The organism is Termitidicoccus mucosus, assembly GCF_038725785.1.
Lineage (GTDB): Bacteria > Verrucomicrobiota > Verrucomicrobiia > Opitutales > Opitutaceae > Termitidicoccus > Termitidicoccus mucosus.
In genome coordinates, this window is record NZ_CP109796.1 from 7050489 (window position 1) to 7067292 (window position 16804).

General features: G+C 57.4%; 22 protein-coding genes and 1 pseudogene. 4 read left to right on the forward strand and 19 right to left on the reverse strand.

Features of this window, described 5'->3' with window-relative positions; all coding sequences use genetic code 11:
* Nucleotides 1–64 precede the first annotated feature (64 nt).
* Nucleotides 65–526: a JAB domain-containing protein gene (locus OH491_RS24755; RefSeq protein ID WP_068768559.1), complete on the reverse strand. Its 462-nt coding sequence runs from the start codon at nucleotides 524–526 to the stop codon at nucleotides 65–67.
* 151 nt (nucleotides 527–677) lie between these two features.
* Nucleotides 678–1127 (reverse strand): hypothetical protein, encoded by a 450-nt coding sequence (locus OH491_RS24760; protein WP_068768558.1) that lies wholly within the window; start codon nucleotides 1125–1127, stop codon nucleotides 678–680.
* Between the two features lie 510 nt (nucleotides 1128–1637).
* Between OH491_RS24760 and OH491_RS24765 the strand changes: the two genes are divergently transcribed.
* Together OH491_RS24765 and OH491_RS24770 are read left to right on the forward strand one after the other, a co-directional pair.
* Nucleotides 1638–3281, forward strand: coding sequence for a helix-turn-helix domain-containing protein (locus tag OH491_RS24765; protein WP_342750748.1), 1644 nt, complete (start codon nucleotides 1638–1640; stop codon nucleotides 3279–3281).
* The gene (locus OH491_RS24770; RefSeq protein ID WP_334318979.1) at nucleotides 3203–3784 is read left to right on the forward strand and encodes a transposase; all 582 of its coding nucleotides are present in this window, start codon (nucleotides 3203–3205) and stop codon (nucleotides 3782–3784) included. Before OH491_RS24765 ends, OH491_RS24770 begins: the two co-directional genes overlap by 79 nt.
* A gap of 213 nt (nucleotides 3785–3997) precedes the next feature.
* Here the strand turns inward: OH491_RS24770 and OH491_RS24775 are convergent, their stop codons facing one another.
* The 4 genes from OH491_RS24775 to OH491_RS24790 form a co-directional block, all read right to left on the reverse strand.
* Entirely contained in the window at nucleotides 3998–4678 is a 681-nt protein-coding gene (locus OH491_RS24775; RefSeq protein WP_084441791.1) for a DUF1349 domain-containing protein, read from the reverse strand.
* A 241-nt stretch (nucleotides 4679–4919) separates the two neighbouring features.
* Entirely contained in the window at nucleotides 4920–5795 is an 876-nt protein-coding gene (locus OH491_RS24780; protein ID WP_145928496.1) for a hypothetical protein, read from the reverse strand.
* A 312-nt stretch (nucleotides 5796–6107) separates the two neighbouring features.
* Nucleotides 6108–6443, reverse strand: coding sequence for a hypothetical protein (locus OH491_RS24785; protein WP_145928495.1), 336 nt, complete (start codon nucleotides 6441–6443; stop codon nucleotides 6108–6110).
* Nucleotides 6444–6566: 123 nt separating this feature from the next.
* Nucleotides 6567–6749: a hypothetical protein gene (locus OH491_RS24790; protein WP_068768554.1), complete on the reverse strand. Its 183-nt coding sequence runs from the start codon at nucleotides 6747–6749 to the stop codon at nucleotides 6567–6569.
* A 150-nt stretch (nucleotides 6750–6899) separates the two neighbouring features.
* Between OH491_RS24790 and OH491_RS24795 the strand changes: the two genes are divergently transcribed.
* Both OH491_RS24795 and OH491_RS28330 read left to right on the forward strand, forming a co-directional pair.
* Nucleotides 6900–7379, forward strand: coding sequence for an IS630 transposase-related protein (locus OH491_RS24795; protein ID WP_342750749.1), 480 nt, complete (start codon nucleotides 6900–6902; stop codon nucleotides 7377–7379).
* Entirely contained in the window at nucleotides 7376–7744 is a 369-nt protein-coding gene (locus OH491_RS28330) for a transposase (RefSeq protein ID WP_425429182.1), read from the forward strand. Before OH491_RS24795 ends, OH491_RS28330 begins: the two co-directional genes overlap by 4 nt.
* A gap of 144 nt (nucleotides 7745–7888) precedes the next feature.
* On the opposite strand, the gene OH491_RS24805 is transcribed toward OH491_RS28330, so the two are convergent.
* From OH491_RS24805 to OH491_RS24865, 13 genes and pseudogenes are all read right to left on the reverse strand, one after another.
* Nucleotides 7889–8239, reverse strand: coding sequence for a hypothetical protein (locus OH491_RS24805; RefSeq protein WP_068768552.1), 351 nt, complete (start codon nucleotides 8237–8239; stop codon nucleotides 7889–7891).
* Nucleotides 8236–9330, reverse strand: coding sequence for a hypothetical protein (locus OH491_RS24810; protein ID WP_145928493.1), 1095 nt, complete (start codon nucleotides 9328–9330; stop codon nucleotides 8236–8238). The genes OH491_RS24805 and OH491_RS24810 overlap by 4 nt, the downstream gene beginning before the upstream one ends.
* Before the next feature lie 55 nt (nucleotides 9331–9385).
* Nucleotides 9386–9850 carry a hypothetical protein gene (locus OH491_RS24815; RefSeq protein WP_145928492.1) on the reverse strand — a complete coding sequence of 155 codons (465 nt, stop codon included), beginning with the start codon at nucleotides 9848–9850 and terminating at the stop codon, nucleotides 9386–9388.
* 80 nt (nucleotides 9851–9930) lie between these two features.
* The gene (locus tag OH491_RS24820) at nucleotides 9931–10815 is read right to left on the reverse strand and encodes a hypothetical protein (RefSeq protein WP_068768549.1); all 885 of its coding nucleotides are present in this window, start codon (nucleotides 10813–10815) and stop codon (nucleotides 9931–9933) included.
* Entirely contained in the window at nucleotides 10812–11570 is a 759-nt protein-coding gene (locus OH491_RS24825) for a DUF7168 domain-containing protein (RefSeq protein ID WP_068768548.1), read from the reverse strand. Before OH491_RS24825 ends, OH491_RS24820 begins: the two co-directional genes overlap by 4 nt.
* Nucleotides 11571–12026: 456 nt before the next feature.
* Nucleotides 12027–12419 carry a hypothetical protein gene (locus OH491_RS24830; RefSeq protein ID WP_068768547.1) on the reverse strand — a complete coding sequence of 131 codons (393 nt, stop codon included), beginning with the start codon at nucleotides 12417–12419 and terminating at the stop codon, nucleotides 12027–12029.
* 97 nt (nucleotides 12420–12516) lie between these two features.
* On the reverse strand, nucleotides 12517–13293 hold the full coding sequence (locus OH491_RS24835) for a hypothetical protein (protein ID WP_068768546.1): 777 nt from the start codon (nucleotides 13291–13293) through the stop codon (nucleotides 12517–12519).
* Nucleotides 13290–13883, reverse strand: a complete 594-nt coding sequence (locus OH491_RS24840) for a hypothetical protein (RefSeq protein ID WP_068768545.1) — start codon at nucleotides 13881–13883, stop codon at nucleotides 13290–13292. The genes OH491_RS24835 and OH491_RS24840 overlap by 4 nt, the downstream gene beginning before the upstream one ends.
* Before the next feature lie 336 nt (nucleotides 13884–14219).
* Nucleotides 14220–14448: pseudogene (locus tag OH491_RS24845) on the reverse strand (transposase); the annotation flags it as partial.
* Between the two features lie 284 nt (nucleotides 14449–14732).
* Entirely contained in the window at nucleotides 14733–15611 is an 879-nt protein-coding gene (locus tag OH491_RS24850; RefSeq protein WP_145928491.1) for a hypothetical protein, read from the reverse strand.
* Nucleotides 15612–15616: 5 nt separating this feature from the next.
* Entirely contained in the window at nucleotides 15617–15910 is a 294-nt protein-coding gene (locus OH491_RS24855) for a hypothetical protein (protein ID WP_145928490.1), read from the reverse strand.
* A gap of 4 nt (nucleotides 15911–15914) precedes the next feature.
* Complete coding sequence (locus OH491_RS24860) at nucleotides 15915–16331, reverse strand: hypothetical protein (RefSeq protein ID WP_145928489.1); 417 nt, start codon at nucleotides 16329–16331, stop codon at nucleotides 15915–15917.
* 57 nt (nucleotides 16332–16388) lie between these two features.
* Nucleotides 16389–16778 carry a hypothetical protein gene (locus OH491_RS24865; protein WP_068768542.1) on the reverse strand — a complete coding sequence of 130 codons (390 nt, stop codon included), beginning with the start codon at nucleotides 16776–16778 and terminating at the stop codon, nucleotides 16389–16391.
* Nucleotides 16779–16804: the final 26 nt, after the last annotated feature.

Sequence of the window (16804 nt, forward strand, 5' to 3'; positions counted from 1 at the left end):
TCGCCAATGTCTTTCGGTGGGGAAACTGTCCCGGAGGGCATTTGAGATTACCAGTATTTTTCGGTTAAATCAGGCCCATTTCCTTCAGGGATGCGTAGCCGTTTTTTTGCGGATCCATCTCCGGGCGTCCGACCACGACGTGGTCCGTAAAATCATAATCCATGATGCGGGCCATTTCCTTGACTTGACGAGTTGTACTAATGTCTGATTGGGAGGGAGCTGGCATTCCGCTAGGATGATTATGGCTTAATATGAATTGGGTCGCCTGGGTCATCAGCAGGCAGCGGAACATCGCTTTTGTGTCCAGCGTGCTTTGGGTGAGTGTGCCCAGACAGAGCATGTGCCGCCCCAAGGGATGACTTTTTCGGTCCATCGGAATTATCCATGTGCTCTCTTGGAAGGGTCGCGCTTCGAACGCGTCTTTTATATAGTGATATGCGTGTTCCGCTTTTTCGATTATTATTACGGGCTCCTCGTTTAGGGAGGTTTCGATTTTTTTGAAATTCAGGGTGATCTCGTAATGCATGGGGATTTTGAGGATTGGTTCCGGGCCGGTGTGGCGCAGGGGTGCTTGAAGTCGGGGAGCAGGCGGCGCAGTTCGTATCTGCGTAAATTCTGAAGGCCCTTTTTTCCGAGGACCTTGGCGGTGGTGACGGCTCGGAGATGTTCCATTGGGCCTATCGGATGTTTTTCGGGTTTCCCCATATGGTGTATCCCTCCCTGGTTATTCCCTGCGGGTTTCCGAGGCCGTCCTGAACTTTTCCTTCTCCGGTTTTGTTGTAGGATGAGTGGCTTTGCCCTCGGTGCTGGCCTTGCGCGTCCATGATGACGGTGCCGCCCGCCGCGATGACTTTTTTAGCCAATGCAATGGTCTCCGTGTTGAAGAGGCCTTCGTGGCATAACGATACAAACGCCACGGTATCCGGGCTTGGATTGATGTCGTGATTGACGGGGATTCCCTGCCTGAGCGCGTCCATTTTGTAGGCACCGGTGGAGGATTTCCGGTGGGGCACGCCGAAACCGATGAATGCGTTGGCATGATTTGCCTTCCCCTGATCCTTGCCGAGTTTGTCCACGGTGAGTTTGAAGCCTCGTCTGCCCGCGGTGTTTACCGGGATAGTATTCATGAGTGTGTGTTCTATACGCTCGGGATGATTTTTTCTGAGGCCGGCGGGCGCGAAGCGGTGAAACGAACCCGCCAGCCTCCGTTTGCCGGGGATTGCTGGGCCACGAGGGAAAAAAGATGACATGGGGTGGTCAGGAGGGCGAGAGGCGTCCAACCTGACCACCGATGATGAATACTAACAAAAAACAGGAGAGAGAAACGAAGGCGGCTGAGCAAGGCCGGAAGCAAGCGGGAGCAGAAAGACCTATAGACATATTGACCCGGGGCAACGCCCCGGGGGAGCGAAGAAGCAAACGAAGAAAGAACCGGGGATGAAACTGGCAACGCTCAGGGTGCTTGGCCAACGGGGACTCAAGTGGCTCACCGCCCACCTGAGACAGGCAGGGTGCGGGCCCCAAGCGGCCCGCACCCTGCCTGTCTCAGGTTTAAAAAGGCGGGAGCCGGGCGCTCCGCAAGGCGAAGCTGGTGTGTGCAAAACCCATCCGGCTCCCGCTTCAAACTCTACACGGTCATGAGCCGCGCAAGCCAAGACCTCTTTTCCCTGCGCCACGAACTGGTGCGCTACGCCACGGCCCACGGCATCCGCGCGGCCATGCGCCAGTTCGGCTGCGCGCGCAACACCGTGCGGCTGTGGCTGCGCCGCTGGCAGGACGGCGACGACTCCTTCCAAAATCACTCCCGCCGCCCCCATCACCAGCCCGCGTGCACGCCCCCGAAAATCGAGCAGGCCGTCGTCGCCGCAAGAAAAAAGGCCCCCTGTTTCGGCGCCCGCCGCCTCGTGGACATGTTCGTCCTGCCCGTGGGCAAGGGCGCCGCCCACCGCATCCTCCGCGATCACCAGCTGACACGCCGCCGCCAGCGCAAACACAAACGCAAGGCCGACTTGCGCAAAATCAAAGCCGCCCACGCCCCGCTCACCCACCTCCAGATGGACACCAAATATCTCAACGACATCCCCCATTACTGGCCCCAGATGCAAGCCCAGGGCCTGCCCCGCTTCCAATACACCATCCGCGACGAGGCCACCGGCGCGCTCTTCGTCTCCTACTCCTCCGAGCTGTCCAAAACCTGCGCCACCCTCGCCCTGTCCCGCCTCCTCGACCACCTCAAGGCCCACGGCCTCGACCCCTCCCTGGTCGAGGTGCGCACCGACCTCGGCTCCGAGTTCGACGGCGACACCGTCCACTACCGCCCAGACGGCTTCCACGGCTCCCTCCTCGCCTCCGGCGCCCGCCACCGCTTCAACCCTCCCGCCAGGCCCAACGCCAACGCCGACGTCGAAAGCTCCCACGCCACCATCGAAGCCGAGTTCTTCGACCTCGAAACCTTCCACGGCACCCGGCACTTCCTCGCCTCCGTCACCACCTACCAGCACTTCTTCAACTTCGCCCGCAAAAACCGCTCCCGCTCCGACCAAACCCCGGCCCAACTCCTCGCCCATAACGCCCCTCATCTCGACCCGCGCATCCTCCTTTTGCCCCCTCTCCTCCTCGATCCCCTCATGGGTCAAGATCTGTCTAGACCTCCCGGGAAGCAAGCGGGAGAGAAGGCGAGGCGGCTGAAGCTGGGAATCGACGTGCATTGGGCACAATACGTGGTGGTGGCGCAGTATGACGACGCCTCGCCGAGGCCGGCGCGGCGCTTTACGCCGGAGAGTTTCGTCGAGTGGGTGAAGGCCCGGCTGGGCGATGCGCAGGAGGTGAATAGCTGCTACGAAGCGGGAGCGTTCGACTACGTGTTGCACCGTCGGCAGGAAGCGCTGGGCGTAAGGAACATGGTGGTTCGTCCGCGCAACTGGGACCAATACGGCAAGAAGGTGAAGACCGACCAGCGCGACGCCTTGGCGTTGTGCGGGATGCTCGACCGGTATTTGGCGGGGAACACCGAGACGCTGTGCGTGATCCGCGTGCCGAGCGAAAGCGAGGAACGCTCGCGCGGGCAGACCCGTCAGCGTGACAGCCTGGTGAGCGACCGCGGGCGCATGAGCAACCGCGGCCTGAGCACCGCGCGCTACTACGGTTACGATCTTCCGAAAGATGGTGGCGGCCGCTGGCGTTCAAGCGTCTGGCGGCGAAGTTGCCCGAACACCTTCACCAGACCCTGGCCCGCTGGCACCAGATCCTGCTGGAGATCGACGATCAAATCGAGGCATTAAGCCAAGACATCGAGGCCGCCAGACCCGAGGAGTTGCCCACCGGCCTGGGCGCGCTTACCGCGGAGGTCATCGACCGGGAAGTCGGCGAGTGGACCCGCTTCAAGAACCGCCGGCAGGTAGGCGGCTACATCGGGCTGATCCCGGGCGAAGACTCCTCCGGCGAAGGCCGCAAGCAGGGAAGCATCAGCAAGCACGGCAACCCACGGGTAAGGCACCTGCTGGTCGAGGCGGTGTGGCGACTGTTGCAGTTCCAGCCAGATTACCGGCCGATCAAACGACTGCGACCGATGCTGCAGGAAGCGCGCCTGCGCGGACAATCGGCGCGGCGCCGCAAGCTGATCGTGGCCATCGCCCGGCAGTTCGCGGTCGACTGGTGGCGGCTGCGCACCGGCCGCGTCAAACCTGCGGAACTGGGCCTGCAAATGAGCTGGCCGTCGGCCGCGGCGCTCAAGGCCAGGAACCCCGCGTTGCGGTCCGCCGTGCAGGAGGATGTCGCCGCGTGACCCAACACGCATAACGCCCTTTTCACTTTGGAACGTCCGGGCCCTCCCGTTCTGCCCCCTGGGTTTGCCGCCCCGCACCCCGGCTAGGGGAACTAATCAAGAAAGCAAATAAGCCGCCTGCGGCGGCATCCCATCAAAACAACAATACATTTTGCCTTTTAGCCCTTGACCTCGTGATCCCCATAGCAGGGGGCAGGACGGAATGGCAAGGCGTTATTCGTCTTTCATGTCTTTCAAGGCCTTGTCCCAATATTTGATTTCAGTGAACTTGGCAGTGAAACCGTCGCCGCGGGAGCCGTGCGAGGCGAAACCGACTTTGGGCGGTTGCGTCAACGCGAGATGAAAGCTGCGTATCTGCTGCCACTTCATATTGTCGGGCGAATAGAGAAACGTGATTTCGTTCCCTTTCTTTACCATCGCCATGTAGGCATGGCCACCCGCGCTCATCGAATTGCAGTCGTCGGAATGCGTGCGAGTCACGACTGACACAATCGTCGGGATTTTCTCGACCGAGTTTTCGTAGCAAAACTTCGCCCAGAGATTTTCATCCTGATAGATGACAAGCGCGCACACATCGTAGATGCTTTTTAAATCGCCGGTGAGTTTTGCGCGCAGAGTGAAATCGCCCTTGGGCGTGAACACGACCATCGGTGCATCCTGCACGCGGTAGATGCCGTTGGGATTGTTGAAGAGATTCGTTTTCCCCTTGGTGGAGATTTGTATCAAATCGTCGGTGACGGTGAGCGCCACGGGTTTGTTCAATACCTCCAGCGCGTATGGAATCGCCTTGATTTTCATGGGCTCCGAAGCGGATTGGGCGATGTTTGCGACGGCAAAAAATAAAACGAAGGCGGTGGCTGTGAATGCGAAAAGTTTGATTGAGGTTGTTTTCATTGGGTTTTGGAAAAGTGGGTTTCGATTTTGTTGCGCAAACAGGCGAACTAGATGTGATCTTTCGCCAGTGGATTTTGTTTTGTTGTTGCAAGAATCATTGACGAATAATTGTCACGATCCAAATTGACATCCGGTGCGCCAGGCAAACACGGGAAGGCTCGCCAAATGGGCGCAAAACACACCGCCGGCGTTTCAGTCAGGGGCGTGTGTAATGTGTTTTCGGATACGCGGCGACGCGCGCTTACTTTCCGGCGGCGGGCTGGGTCGTCGCGCTCGTGGCGATTTGCTTCGCCTCATCCTCCGACAGCGGCGTGTAGATCAGCGACTCCTCGACCTCGATGAGATAGGGGCGCAGCGGCGTGATGCCGTGGAGCTTGGCGAACTCCTCGACGTTTTTTTTCAGCACCTCCTCGGATTTCGTGAGCTCGTCTTGAAAGCGGCGTCGCTCGCCATCGCTCTTCGCGTTGCCGATTTCCTGGGCGAGCCGCACGAGGTTCTCCCGCTGGGTCTGGACAAGCTGGACGTTGCGCCGGAAAATCTCGTTGGCCCCGACGCTCTCGATGGACGCGACGTAGAGGTGAATCCTGCCGTCAATCGTCCTGATCAGGTCGGGCTTTGCCCTGTCCTCGGGAGAGAGCTTGGCGAACTCCTCGTCATTCAGCGGCGTGTAGAGACGCGTCTTGGCGAAAAAGATGACGTAGTTGCGCAGGAGCGAGAACCCGTAGGTTTTCGTCATGATGGTGTTGTTCGCGTCGAGGTTCTTGAGCGCCTCGTCGAGTTGTTTCTGGAGGGCGTCCTTTTCTTCCGGCTTGGCCTCGTCCACGCGCTTTTTGAGTTCCACGACGCCCGTGCGCTGAGCCTGGAGGACTTGCACGTTGTGCTGGAATTCGCGGTTGAGTTCGACCGAACGGATGGCCGAGACAAACGCCAGTTTCTGGTCGTTCTGCTCGATGATTTGCGGGTAGTTCGCCGGGGCCGCCGCGGGCGCGGACGCCACCTCGGGCTTGGCCGGCGTGCCGGCGCTGTCCGCCGAGTCGAAGGAGCGCGAACACGCCGCGAGCAGGCACGCGGCGGAAATGAGGACGGTGTTCAGACTGAAACAACGGAGCATGGACATAAAACGATAGTTAAAAAATTTGGTTGAGCGAAAAGATATCTGTTGCAACCCGATTTCAATCAAGACGAAAAACCAACATAATACCGGCCCGTCATTGCGAAACGTTTTTATGCGGAAATCGTGCAAGTGATTGCTGAAATTTGCGCGCGCCCGTCCATGAGGCGCGTGTTCGTGCCACTGTCGCACCGGCATTTTGGTCCGGATTTCCCGCATGCGCTCATTTACATCGACCGGCCCGACAGGATTTGAATCGTCGTCGTGATGCACTTCAAGCAGGCGCCTGGCTATTGGCGCAAGCGACTGAATTGAGATTTACAGCAATATCATTTGCCGGGTCGGCGGGGTGTCTTCGGAATCCTCCTCGATGGCGGCATCGTCCCTGTCATCATCGTCGCCCTGATATTCATCGTCCTCCTTGTCCTGATTTTCGTCCTCGAAGGTGGAGTCCAAGCCCAAGTCGAATTCTGTTTCCATTGGCAGTGGTTGGATGACAGGCTCTCCATCTGGTCGGGGTGGAAGTTCCAGATAATCACCGAACCCGGTTGGGCATAACTGCGCAGGGAGATCATCCATCGAGGGGACGCTTCCCGGCATGAACATTTCCATGCCGGCAATGGTCCTGCGGACCGGAATGATCTTATTTTCCACGATATCGCGGACGGGAAACCGGGTGGTGTAATCCTTGCACGCGTGCAACTCGGTCGCGGGGCCGGCGAGAAGCTTCTGAAAGAGGCAGTGGGCATATTGCCAGAGGACGCGGCGGTCGTCGTCCTAGGCGAACAGTCCATCGCTAAAAGCCTTCTTGGCGGCCATGGACATGGTGACGTAAAAACTCCAGGTGCTGCCGAGTGATTTCAGGGGTTTCAGGCCAAGTGCTCTTTGGGCGCGCCGGGTGGCATCGATGCGGCTCCGGTCATATTCCACGGCGTACTTCTCCAGTCTTTCGAGGGTCACGTCACCGGGTGAATAACGGAATCAGGTCGAAGAGATCGGGAAACAGCCCCGGCATATTGCGTGCAAACTTCCGCGCTGAGGCTCTGAGCCTGATTCGTGATATACTAAATTCCCTTTACATTGACACGGAGAGATGGGAAAAAGGAATATATGAAAGCTTATGGGATAGACCTGCGGGAACGGATAGTGGGATTTGTAAGGGGGGGAGGAGGCAAGGCCGAGGCGGCTGCGCTTTTCAAGGTGGGTCGCAAGACGGTTTACCGCTACCTTGAGGCGGAAGAAAAGGGCGCATTGGAGGCGAAAAAAAGCTGGGGGACTTGGCGCAAACTCGACCCGCAAAAGCTCGCCGATTACGTGGGCGGGAATGCGGACGCAACGCTCGCTGAAATCAGTTCCGCGCTCAAGGTGGGGCGTCACGCCATCTGGAAGCGGCTGCGCCAACTGGGCATCACATTAAAAAAAAGCCATCGAGTATCGGGAACGCGACGAGGCGCAACGGGAGGCCTTCGGCAAGGAACTCGAAAAGTTAGACGCAACAAAAGTGTATTACCGGACGAGTGCGGATTGAGCACGGTTTGTATCGCGAACAGGCCCGTGCGCCGCGCGGGCAAAAGATCCCTGCCCAAGTGAGCGGAAAGTTACGCAAACGCACCAATGTAATCGGAACCTGTCAGTCAGGGAAACTGGTGGCCTCGATGGTGTTTGAAGGAGCCTGCAACGCGGCAGTGGTGGAGGCGTATTTTGAGAAAGTGCTGCTGCCGGTGTTGCCCGAAGGGAGCGTGGTGGTGCTCGACAACGCGCGATTCCACCACGGCTCCGCTGCGGCGGAACTGTCCGCCGCGAAGGGGATAAGACTCAAATACCTCCCACCCTATTCGCCCGACCTTAATCCGATCGAACACTTCTGGGCTAAATTCAAAAGGCTCCTGCGTCCGCAGCTTCCCTCTTCCAACAACCCCTTCCTCACCATCATCAATTTGTGTCAATGTTGTTAGAAAAGGCTATAGCGAATGCTCGCGCCCCTGCATTTGAAGATGATGTCATTGGAAGGATTGATGATTTGGCTGGTTTGAAATTTACCTGAAGGGTATCGATGGCTGGCGCGGGCCGGCGACCTGCCGGACCGGTTGATGGGCAGATTATTTTGCGGCGGATGCTTGGAAGAAGGGCGTCTCGTGTTTTTCGAGGCGGAGTATCCTTGTTTTGAGGGTTTCGATTTCGGCATCCCTGGCATGAAGTTGCTTTAAAAATTCCATTCTCATGGCGGCTATTCGATGCCCGGCCTCCTCGGACGGGATGGCGGTGCGTTTAAACACGGCCAGTTCGGCGCGGAGTTTTTGGATTTCGAGCATGGCGGCGTGATGCTCGGCCATGAGAAGCGCGAAGGAAGGTGGCGAGGCGGGGGCGGGCGGGCCGGGCTCTTTTTGTTCCCCGGCAGCGAAGACGGCGGAGGCGAGCAGGCAAACGACGAGGAAGGCGGGGCGCTTCATGGCAGGGATTTTTCGGGGATTTGATGGTCCGGCTTGCCGTCGGACGGATGGATGATGAGGAGGGAGCCGTCCGGCATCATGGCGGGGGCACGGGCCGGGACGGGGATGGTTTGGTGCGAGTAGGCGCGCCGCAGGGTGCCGGCGGCGATGAGGTCGCGACGGTATTGGACGTGGACGATGTAGTTCCACGGAGAAGGTTCCTCGATCCAGAGGCGGAGAAGACTGCCGTGCGGCAGGATGTTGCGCCGGACGATTTCGGAGGGGAGGAGGCCTGGATGCCCGGGGCTGGATTTCCAGATTTCCGGGGTGTGGGTGAGCAGCGCGCGGGTTTCGTCGCCGATACGTATCATCCGGCGGGTTTTGGTTTCAAATAGCTGTCCGGTGCCGGGGAATTCCAATACCAGAAGCGTTTTTGGCCGGTTGAGGAAGGTGACGATGGTTTTTAGCCAGGCGTGGTCGCGGGGGAGGCCGGTGAGGAAGAACGTATTGTCGTCCGGGTTGTATTTGATGCGCCGGGATTGGAGTTTCGGGGATTCCCACCAGCCCAAGATGATGCCGTCCTCGGTGATGCGATGATCGGCGTTATTTGGGATTTGAAGGAACTTCCGGATTTTTTCGAGGATGCCGTCCAGGGTTGGGAAGGATTCTTCGGAGAGCCTGGAGCAGGACAGCAAGTAGGTGGCGGTGGACAGGGTGTCGGGCTCGCGAGAGGCCACGGTGAGGAAGCCGCCGGTTTCGGACGGGACCAATCCGTGGGCGTCGAGCAGGTTTTCGATCAAGGTCACGGGGTGTCCGGCGAGCCGGCCGGAGACGAGTGGAAATTGGTTTCCGTGGGGCAGCAGGATGGAGAGCGGGCCGGAGTGGTCCAGAGTGCGGGCCAGCAGCAGGATCACCGCGTCGAGCGATTGCTCGCGGATGGTGATTTCGGCATGGACGGGGATTTGCAGTTTTTCATCGCGCAACGACATGATCCAGCCTTCCTCGACTATGGTTTTCGGGGCGGGCTGGATTTTTTGGGCGTCCAGCCCGGCGGCGACGGAAAGAAGCATCAGGCCCAGGAGGGCCATCGTAGGGGCTGGGGTGTTTTTCATATCAGCGATGATCCGATGGAATCCGCCGGTTTCCGACAGGCGGGTGGCGACCCGGTCAGGAAATCCGCAGTGGTGGCGTGGATGGCGCGAGTGCCGGATTTGTTTTGTCGATGGCTGCCCGCAATAATTGCCGGATGGCGGCGATGCCGTCAGGGAGGGAAGGCGCGAGGGTGCAGACATTAAAATGTCCCCGGGCGATCAAGCCCTCGTCGATGGCGACGAAGGTGTTTTGTTTGTCGGTGAACAGCCAGAGGTTCTTTTTGCCTGTGTTGCCGGCCTGGCCGGAGAGGGTGGGGTAGCCGAAGAGCTTGTGCAGGTCGAGGGATTTGAACAGGAGGGCAGGGGAGGTTTTGAAGGATTTGGCCCAGAGGGCCCCGGCGGGTTTCCCGGGCAGTTTCGCGAATTGCATCTCGATGGGTTCAAGGCCGCCGAGCATGAGTTTGGTAAGATGGAGCCATGAGGTGGAGGTGAGTTTTTCCAATACCATGGCACCAGTATGACTTTTTTTGAGTATATTCAAAATGAGGTGAAAACCGGGTCCTGCATGGCGGTGGAAACTTGGGTTTTGTTTTTCGCGCGAAAACGCGTTTCTGCCTGTGGTCAACGTTGGGTGAGTTCCTCGATGATGTCTTGGAGCTGGTTTTTCTCCTCGGTTTCAGTGCGGGTGTCCCGTTCCCATGCGGGGAGGTCGACCAAGGCAGTGATGGCCCGGGTGACGATCTGATGGAGGGTGTCGGGATTGAGCGCGTCGAGTTCCCAACTGGAGGTTCCGAACCGGGCGATGTAGTCCCCGGCTCGTGAATCGGTGGTTTTGGCCGGATTTTCGGGCAGGTTGTGGGTATCGATCTGTTCCTTGTTGAGGGCGATGCGATGGAAGTTGATGCGACCGTCCGAGAAGAGGGTGAGTCGTTTTTCGACATCGCGGGACATATCTATGCCGGACGGATCGTGGTCCCCGAGGTAGATGATGTGGGGTGTCTTGCCTTCCACGTCGCGCATGGACTGGATGAACTTTCCCCGTTCATACATGGAGCTGGAGGAGGAGTAGCCTTTGTTGGCGGTGAAAGGGACTTCCCAACGTTCGCAGATGGGGAGAAGGACGCCTTCCAATGCCTGTTTTTCCACGAAAACCTCGATGTGGTTGGCTTGGTTCCGCCATTTGTTTTTGCGATAGGTTTCATTGGCCGCCTGGAGGAAGTGGGCGGTGGTTTCGAAGGCGGAGACGGTGCGGGTTATGCGGTTCCGGTCCTTGATGCAGCCCCAGCTGATGAGTCCCGCCATGCGGGCGTCGCTGATGACGCTGGCGAGGTTGTTATAGTTGTGCTGGGTGTTGGCGAGGATGTTACGGGCGACGAATTGGTAGAAGAGCTGGCGCACGGACAGGTCATAGCCCTGGGCCTCGTAATCTTGGGTAATGGCGTCCGCCTGCCGGATGATTTTTAGTGTCCGCGGTGTGAATTCCCGGTCGATAAATTTTTCCTTCATGGTTTGGAAAGCGCGCGATGTATTTTGATTTTTTTGCCTTCAGCGATGCCTTCGACGAGACGATTCTTGTCCTCGGTGTTACCGGGTTGCATGGCGGTATATTTGATTCGGGGGTGGGCGTTGCGGACCGCTTGCCGGACTTTGTCGGTTTCGCTTTGCAGGATGAGGGCGGTGCTCATTTCCGGTTTGGCGCCGCTGGATTCCTGAAGGGTTTCCTGCCGGATGAAGGAATCCCGGTTTTCTTGCAGGCGGGAGCTGAGTCCGAGGAATACCCCGTAAAAGAAACTGTTGCGGGAAGACATGGGAGCTTGGGTTGCGACGCGATGCCGATGCCATCGGTCCATGAATTCGCGGTAGAGGAATCCATAGGCATAGATGGCGATCTGAACGTTGGTTTTGCGCCCGATGAGGCTCATGGTTTTCCGGCACACGCGCCCGTCATCATCGCGGCGGGTGGTGTCGATGACCTCGACGGCGAAGTATTTTTGGAGAATCAGGCTGAGGAATTTATGGCAGGCGGGGAGCCTCGTCTGGCAGGGTTTCCCCGTGGAGCCGACGGGTTCATGGGCCTCCTCCACGAACGGTTCGCCGGCGGGATTGATTTCCTCGGCGGTGTCGATGGTGTTCAGGTCGATGTTGTGCCGGAGGGCGAGGCGTTGGGCGGCGGCGAGCGCCTGCTCGGTTTCGGCCTGGGTGCCGCCCCGCTCTTTGAGCCTCAGTAGTTTTTTGAGTTTTTCCTGGATTTCAGTATTCATGACAATGTGTCGGCATGGGATTAAGTTGTATTGTATTTCCGGTTTTTTACCCCCGGTGATAACCATTCAACCCCGGGGAAAAATGGGTGCCTGGCCGCTGGTTTTGCTCGCGGACAGACGATAAGGACTCGTCATTCGGGCGAATTTTGCCGTATATATTACAGTGTGATTTACGGATTTTGACATTCCCTTGGAATATTCCATAGGGCCAAGACCGGATTGATCATGAAATCTTGGGGGGCCTTTTGCCTCCACGAAATGCTGTTTCCGTGCGCAGTGTGAAAACCAAGCAATCGCTGGCATTGAACAGGAGGGCGAGGTCTTCTCCAGCGGATTTTGTTTTGGATTGCGCCGGAGGGGCTTTTGTCGTCCTGAGATGCGCGAAAAAGGGACCGCTGCCCGCGTCGCCTTTGGGGTTTGTATAAAGGTTTCCGCTAGAGGGTTGTTCGGTGCGGTTTAGTATTCCGCTCGTGAGGGTAGTTTTCCGAATTTTTCTTTTGCGGCCTGATAGATTTCATCGAGTGTGATTTGGACGCGTTCCCCCATGTGATTGACTGCCTCGGCCCAACCGTAGATGTACCGGTGCTTTTCGTGTCCGGCACTCATGATTACCGCAATGGAGTCATCCGCCAAGTGCCGGGCGATTTCCTCGCAAATATCAAAGTCCTCGTCGGTGCGCGGGTCACGCAAGTCGAAGCCGCCGGTGTCGCTGTGTTCTTCCGGCAGCAGGGCGAACTTACCGGATTTTTTGAGGATTTCGAGGTCGAATTTTTTCGCCCATGAGCGGAATGCGGCCTTGTCTTTGACTTTGAAATAATTGGTGCGCGCGATGCCTGTATAGTTTGCCATGATGTTTTGGGTTATGTGGTTTGCGGGCTGGCTGGGGGCGCCGGGTGGACAAAAGCCCGCCGGAGATTTCCGCGGGCTTTTTTTATCATTAAGGGAATTATTGAAACAGGTTCAGTTGAACGGCGAGGGTTGCCTGCGGAGGTTGCGCGTGGCCACCGCGGTCCCGCGGGGCACCGGCGTCTTCGCCCGCCGCCCCGGTTGCCTCTGCGTCATCGGTTTCACCATCATCGCTGTCCGTCGGGGTGGAAAGGTCAAAAGCAAACTCGGACGCGATGCCGGGCAGGATGAAACCGGGCTCGCCCTCCGGTTTGGGCGGCAAGGAAAGATACGCTTTCGCCCCAAACAGCTTGTGGGGAGCAGGGGGGAAGCTGCCGGTGGCGAGTTGCCGGACGAAGCGAAGCAGCGCCCGTTGCTCGGCGAGGGCTTTTGCGCAATACTCCGGCGTCCATGCCGCGGAGTAGGGTTGCGGCTGAAATCGCGGGAGCGTGTCGATCAGGCAAAACAGCCGGTAAGCCTCCTGCCATAGGGCAATGTGCTCCTCCGGCGGGGCGAAGAAACCATGATCGAGGGCCTCGACCGCCGCCATGCTTATGCTGATAAAATCGCCGCCACGCGCGATACGGTGGAGGCGGGTGCGCAAGGCGCCCCGGTCTTTGTCGTATGCCTCGGCGAGGGATTCGAGGAAATCGACGGAGAGGTCCTCGGGATTGCCAGGACCGAATTGCGGAAAGTGCCCGGCAAGCGAGCGGTAGCCGGTCGGGCTGGCCGGGAACGCACCTCGTTCGACGGCAAAAAGACCGCCGCCAAATTGCGACGGCCTGAACTCGACGGGACGCCCGCGCACGGTGAAAACATGGAATGCGGAGTCAGTCATGTTTTTTCAAAAAGTGCGTTCGCCGCTGTTTCAAATTCATCCCGGAGGCGGTGGTTGTTTATCTCGGTGAGCGAGTCGGCGAGCCGGGCGACGGCGGTGGCATCCCACCGTTCCGGCCATTCAACGCCGCCCTGCCATTCGGCATGACGCTGGCGGCCGGGCCAGTCGGGCGGCGCGTCCCCTTCCTCGGGGTATGCCCTCCGGTGGAGATCGTCCGCATCCAAGCCGAGCGCGTCACAAGCGACCCGGAAGGCATGAAAAACCGGGGACGAGGTCGTGCCGTCGCAAGACTGGCCCAAACGGTAGGGGCGGGGTGAAACATGCTCCACCCTGCTTGTGGCCAGAGCGGCAAAGAAGTCCCGGACGGCGGGGCGGGTGACCGGAGCCCACCAGTTAAGAAACACGATTCCACCGGGGACTTTTTCAAATGCTTCCAGATAAACTTTGTCGGTGAACTGAGGCCGTCCGGTTGGCTCACGGTGGGTGCAGAGATAAAGACCCGGCGTATAGAGTTCGCGGAAAATTCCCGCCGGGGTTTCGAGGGCAAAGGCGATGGCCTCGGAATAGTGGGAAGAGAGGGGGGATTTCATGATTTTGTGTCCTTCAGCTAATGGTTGGAAAAAAGAGGAGTGGCGCTGTCGCGCCTATCGAAGTTGTTTTTGGATGTTTTTTTAGATAATAGCGTGCGTGTGTCCTTGGCATGGCTGGGTTTAGTATAAGAAGGCTCTCCATTGGCGAGGCAGGGACCTTCGTCGCTAGATTGAACCAGTATTTCGCAGGAAAGGCCCGCAGGGCGCCAATTGAGCTATGCATCATTGTATGCGAAAGTTGCCGGTATTTCATTCCGACCGACGGAAGGAACCGAGGGGTGTTGAGGGGAGTCATTCTCGTATTCAGTGCGGTCTAGGCGTATCTCAAGCGGCTTATAGTTTTCGCAGCTTGGGCATGCGCAGCGTCACCTTGCCCGCCTTCGTGTGATACTGCCGTTGGTAATGTCCCGCTCGCGTGTCTACGCACTCCTCGATGTGCTCGTAGCGTCCGGCTTTGCATAACAGCGCGGCTTCGGCATCGAGCATCGCGTTATCGCGTCTGCTCCACCGTGCTCACCACCACCTTGTCCAGATGGCTTCTGATCATGTCGGGATTTTGATTCATCGGGGGTGGTTTTCCCTCGCGCTTATCGCTTTAATAAATCTGCGCAACTTTTCAGACGTTATCGGTTCGCGAGGCGTGTTGTTTTACCGGTTGCATCAGCAGGCCGTGGCCCATGAACCGATCCCGAAGCGCCAGATTGCGCTAACTTGTTAGTCCCTCACTCGCGAACAACGATCATGTGATTGAGACGATAATTCTAAAAGCAACGAGGAGAGCGAAAGTCCGAACTACGTGATGCTCGCTACTCACTCCTCACTTTGGTTCCGACTTCGCCGAGTTGGAAATTATAGCTCTTTATCGGATATTCCAATGTTCTTTAATTCTTTTGCGATATCGTCGGGAAAAAGCTCCTCGGCTTTTACGATGCTCTCCTCGAAGACCTGACCTTTCAATCGCCTTTTGATATTTAGTTGGAGGATCCCTGCTTCCCTATGGAATTCTTCGAAATCGTCCCGGCAGGATTTGTCCCATTCTTCCGGGGTTGCCTCTGCTCGGAAGATTGCCGATCCGAAATCAATCGGACGTGCCGGGTAATCATCGTTTCGAGTCCAGACGATATTTTCAAAGTGGAGATCTCCGTGAGATACTCCATGTCGGTGGAGCGTTTGAATCGATGCGAACGCTTGAAGAATTTGAAACTGTAGCCTCATGACTATCTGAGGATCCAGAATCAAATTGATTGAGTCGCGATAGTTCTCGTTGGTGAAGGGACTTAATGAGGCGAACGTTTCGCCAATCACCACCCGGCTGCGGAAAATTAAAGGAGAGGCCCCGAGTGGCATCAAGTGGTCGTTGATGTCAACGGGCAGTAGTTGGATTGCCTTGCGTGTGTTTCTCTCCTCGATCTCCGGCGATTCGCCTCGTTTTAAGGGAGGCGAGTCGCTGGTGAAAGTTTTCTTGAAATGGATTCCCAGCTTCAAAGTTTCTGGATGTTGTTGGCGCGTTTTCGCTCCGGGGATCACAATTTCACCGGTCGTTCGCAAGACACCTCGTGTGGTCTTGTCGTCGTAGACTGTTTTCCAAACGAGGTCGTCAACGCCACACCAGAATTTAAGGGCATTTGTTTCCAGCCAGATAATTTCCGCTGGGAAATGAGGGCACTCGCCCAGCGCGTCTCGAAGTGCTTCGGTGAGCTTCTGTCTCGCCGTTGATTTATTTTGCACGGTGTTTAGTCCGCGTAGCGTCCGATTTTTCTGAGCTTTTCTTTGTAGCGAGCCGCAATTTCCGGAGAAACAAGTTCACTGGGGACTTTGGGGTAGAGATGGGATCCAATTGCATTGGGATTCAGCCCGCAATTTCGAGATGCCCATCCGGAGAAAAGGTATTGGTCCAAATCAACCTTCAAGTCCGGGCCTACCAGCTTTTCTGGCACGGCGCAGGTAGTTCCCAGTGCATCGCCTTGTAGGAATATCAGTTTCCCCACGTGGCTGTGGCTGCGGGCAGATAAGGTCGCGGTGCTCATGAGGCTAGTTTTCTATTTTGGTGACTTGTGTCAAGTGCATGCCCAGTAATAATCTTATTGCAGTCGGTTGCGCGACCGCGCTGGTGTCCTTCACCTCTTTTGTTGGAGAATGGGTCATGGCCAGCACCTCATCGGGCGATTCACTCGTCAGGCGGAATGATCCGTCCACGTATTCGGAGTCAAGAGGGAGATGGTGTTGCCTTGGATCGAAGTTCCCAATGGCAGCCGCGAGCGTGTCCGCATCGACTTCAACAACCCCGCACATTTCCCAAGTAACAGGCATTTTAATTTTCATAAGCATGGCAAGCTGGACGTTTGCATTGTCCGTTTTCGTTGTCGGTGGTGGCGCCAGTACTACTGGATCAGGGATTCTGCTTCGGAGGTCCGGGAGGACAGGCGAAGGAACGCAGGCATCGGGCATGGAATCATGCCGAGCCGGTGCCCCGGCCCAATCAGTGATGAAGCGAAATCGGACGGGTCAAATCAGGCCCAATGCGAGGAGCCAGGAGGGAGAACCGTCTTCATCCATGCCGTCCGGTTCCGCGGTGCCCCCAAGTACGGTCGGGCATATACTGTCGCTGAAAACCTCGCTCGCCAGCGCTTCCAGCGTCGGCGGCTCAAAGAATCGAGTGACCACTCTAGAGATGATGGAGAAATGAAACAGGGTGTCGCCCTCGCCCGCGACACCGCTTGCGCGCAGAGCCCATTCATCATTGATGGTGCCAAAAAGGATGGAGCATGAAGTGCCCTTGGGAATGCTGTGACCTGATGTTCTGATTCGGAGCGCAATGCGGGTTTTGGCCGTTACGACGGCCTCCGGGTTGGCGGCATGAAAGAGGTCATCGTTCTTACTTTTGACTGAAATCATATCTTTTATGTTTTGGTGTTTTAGAC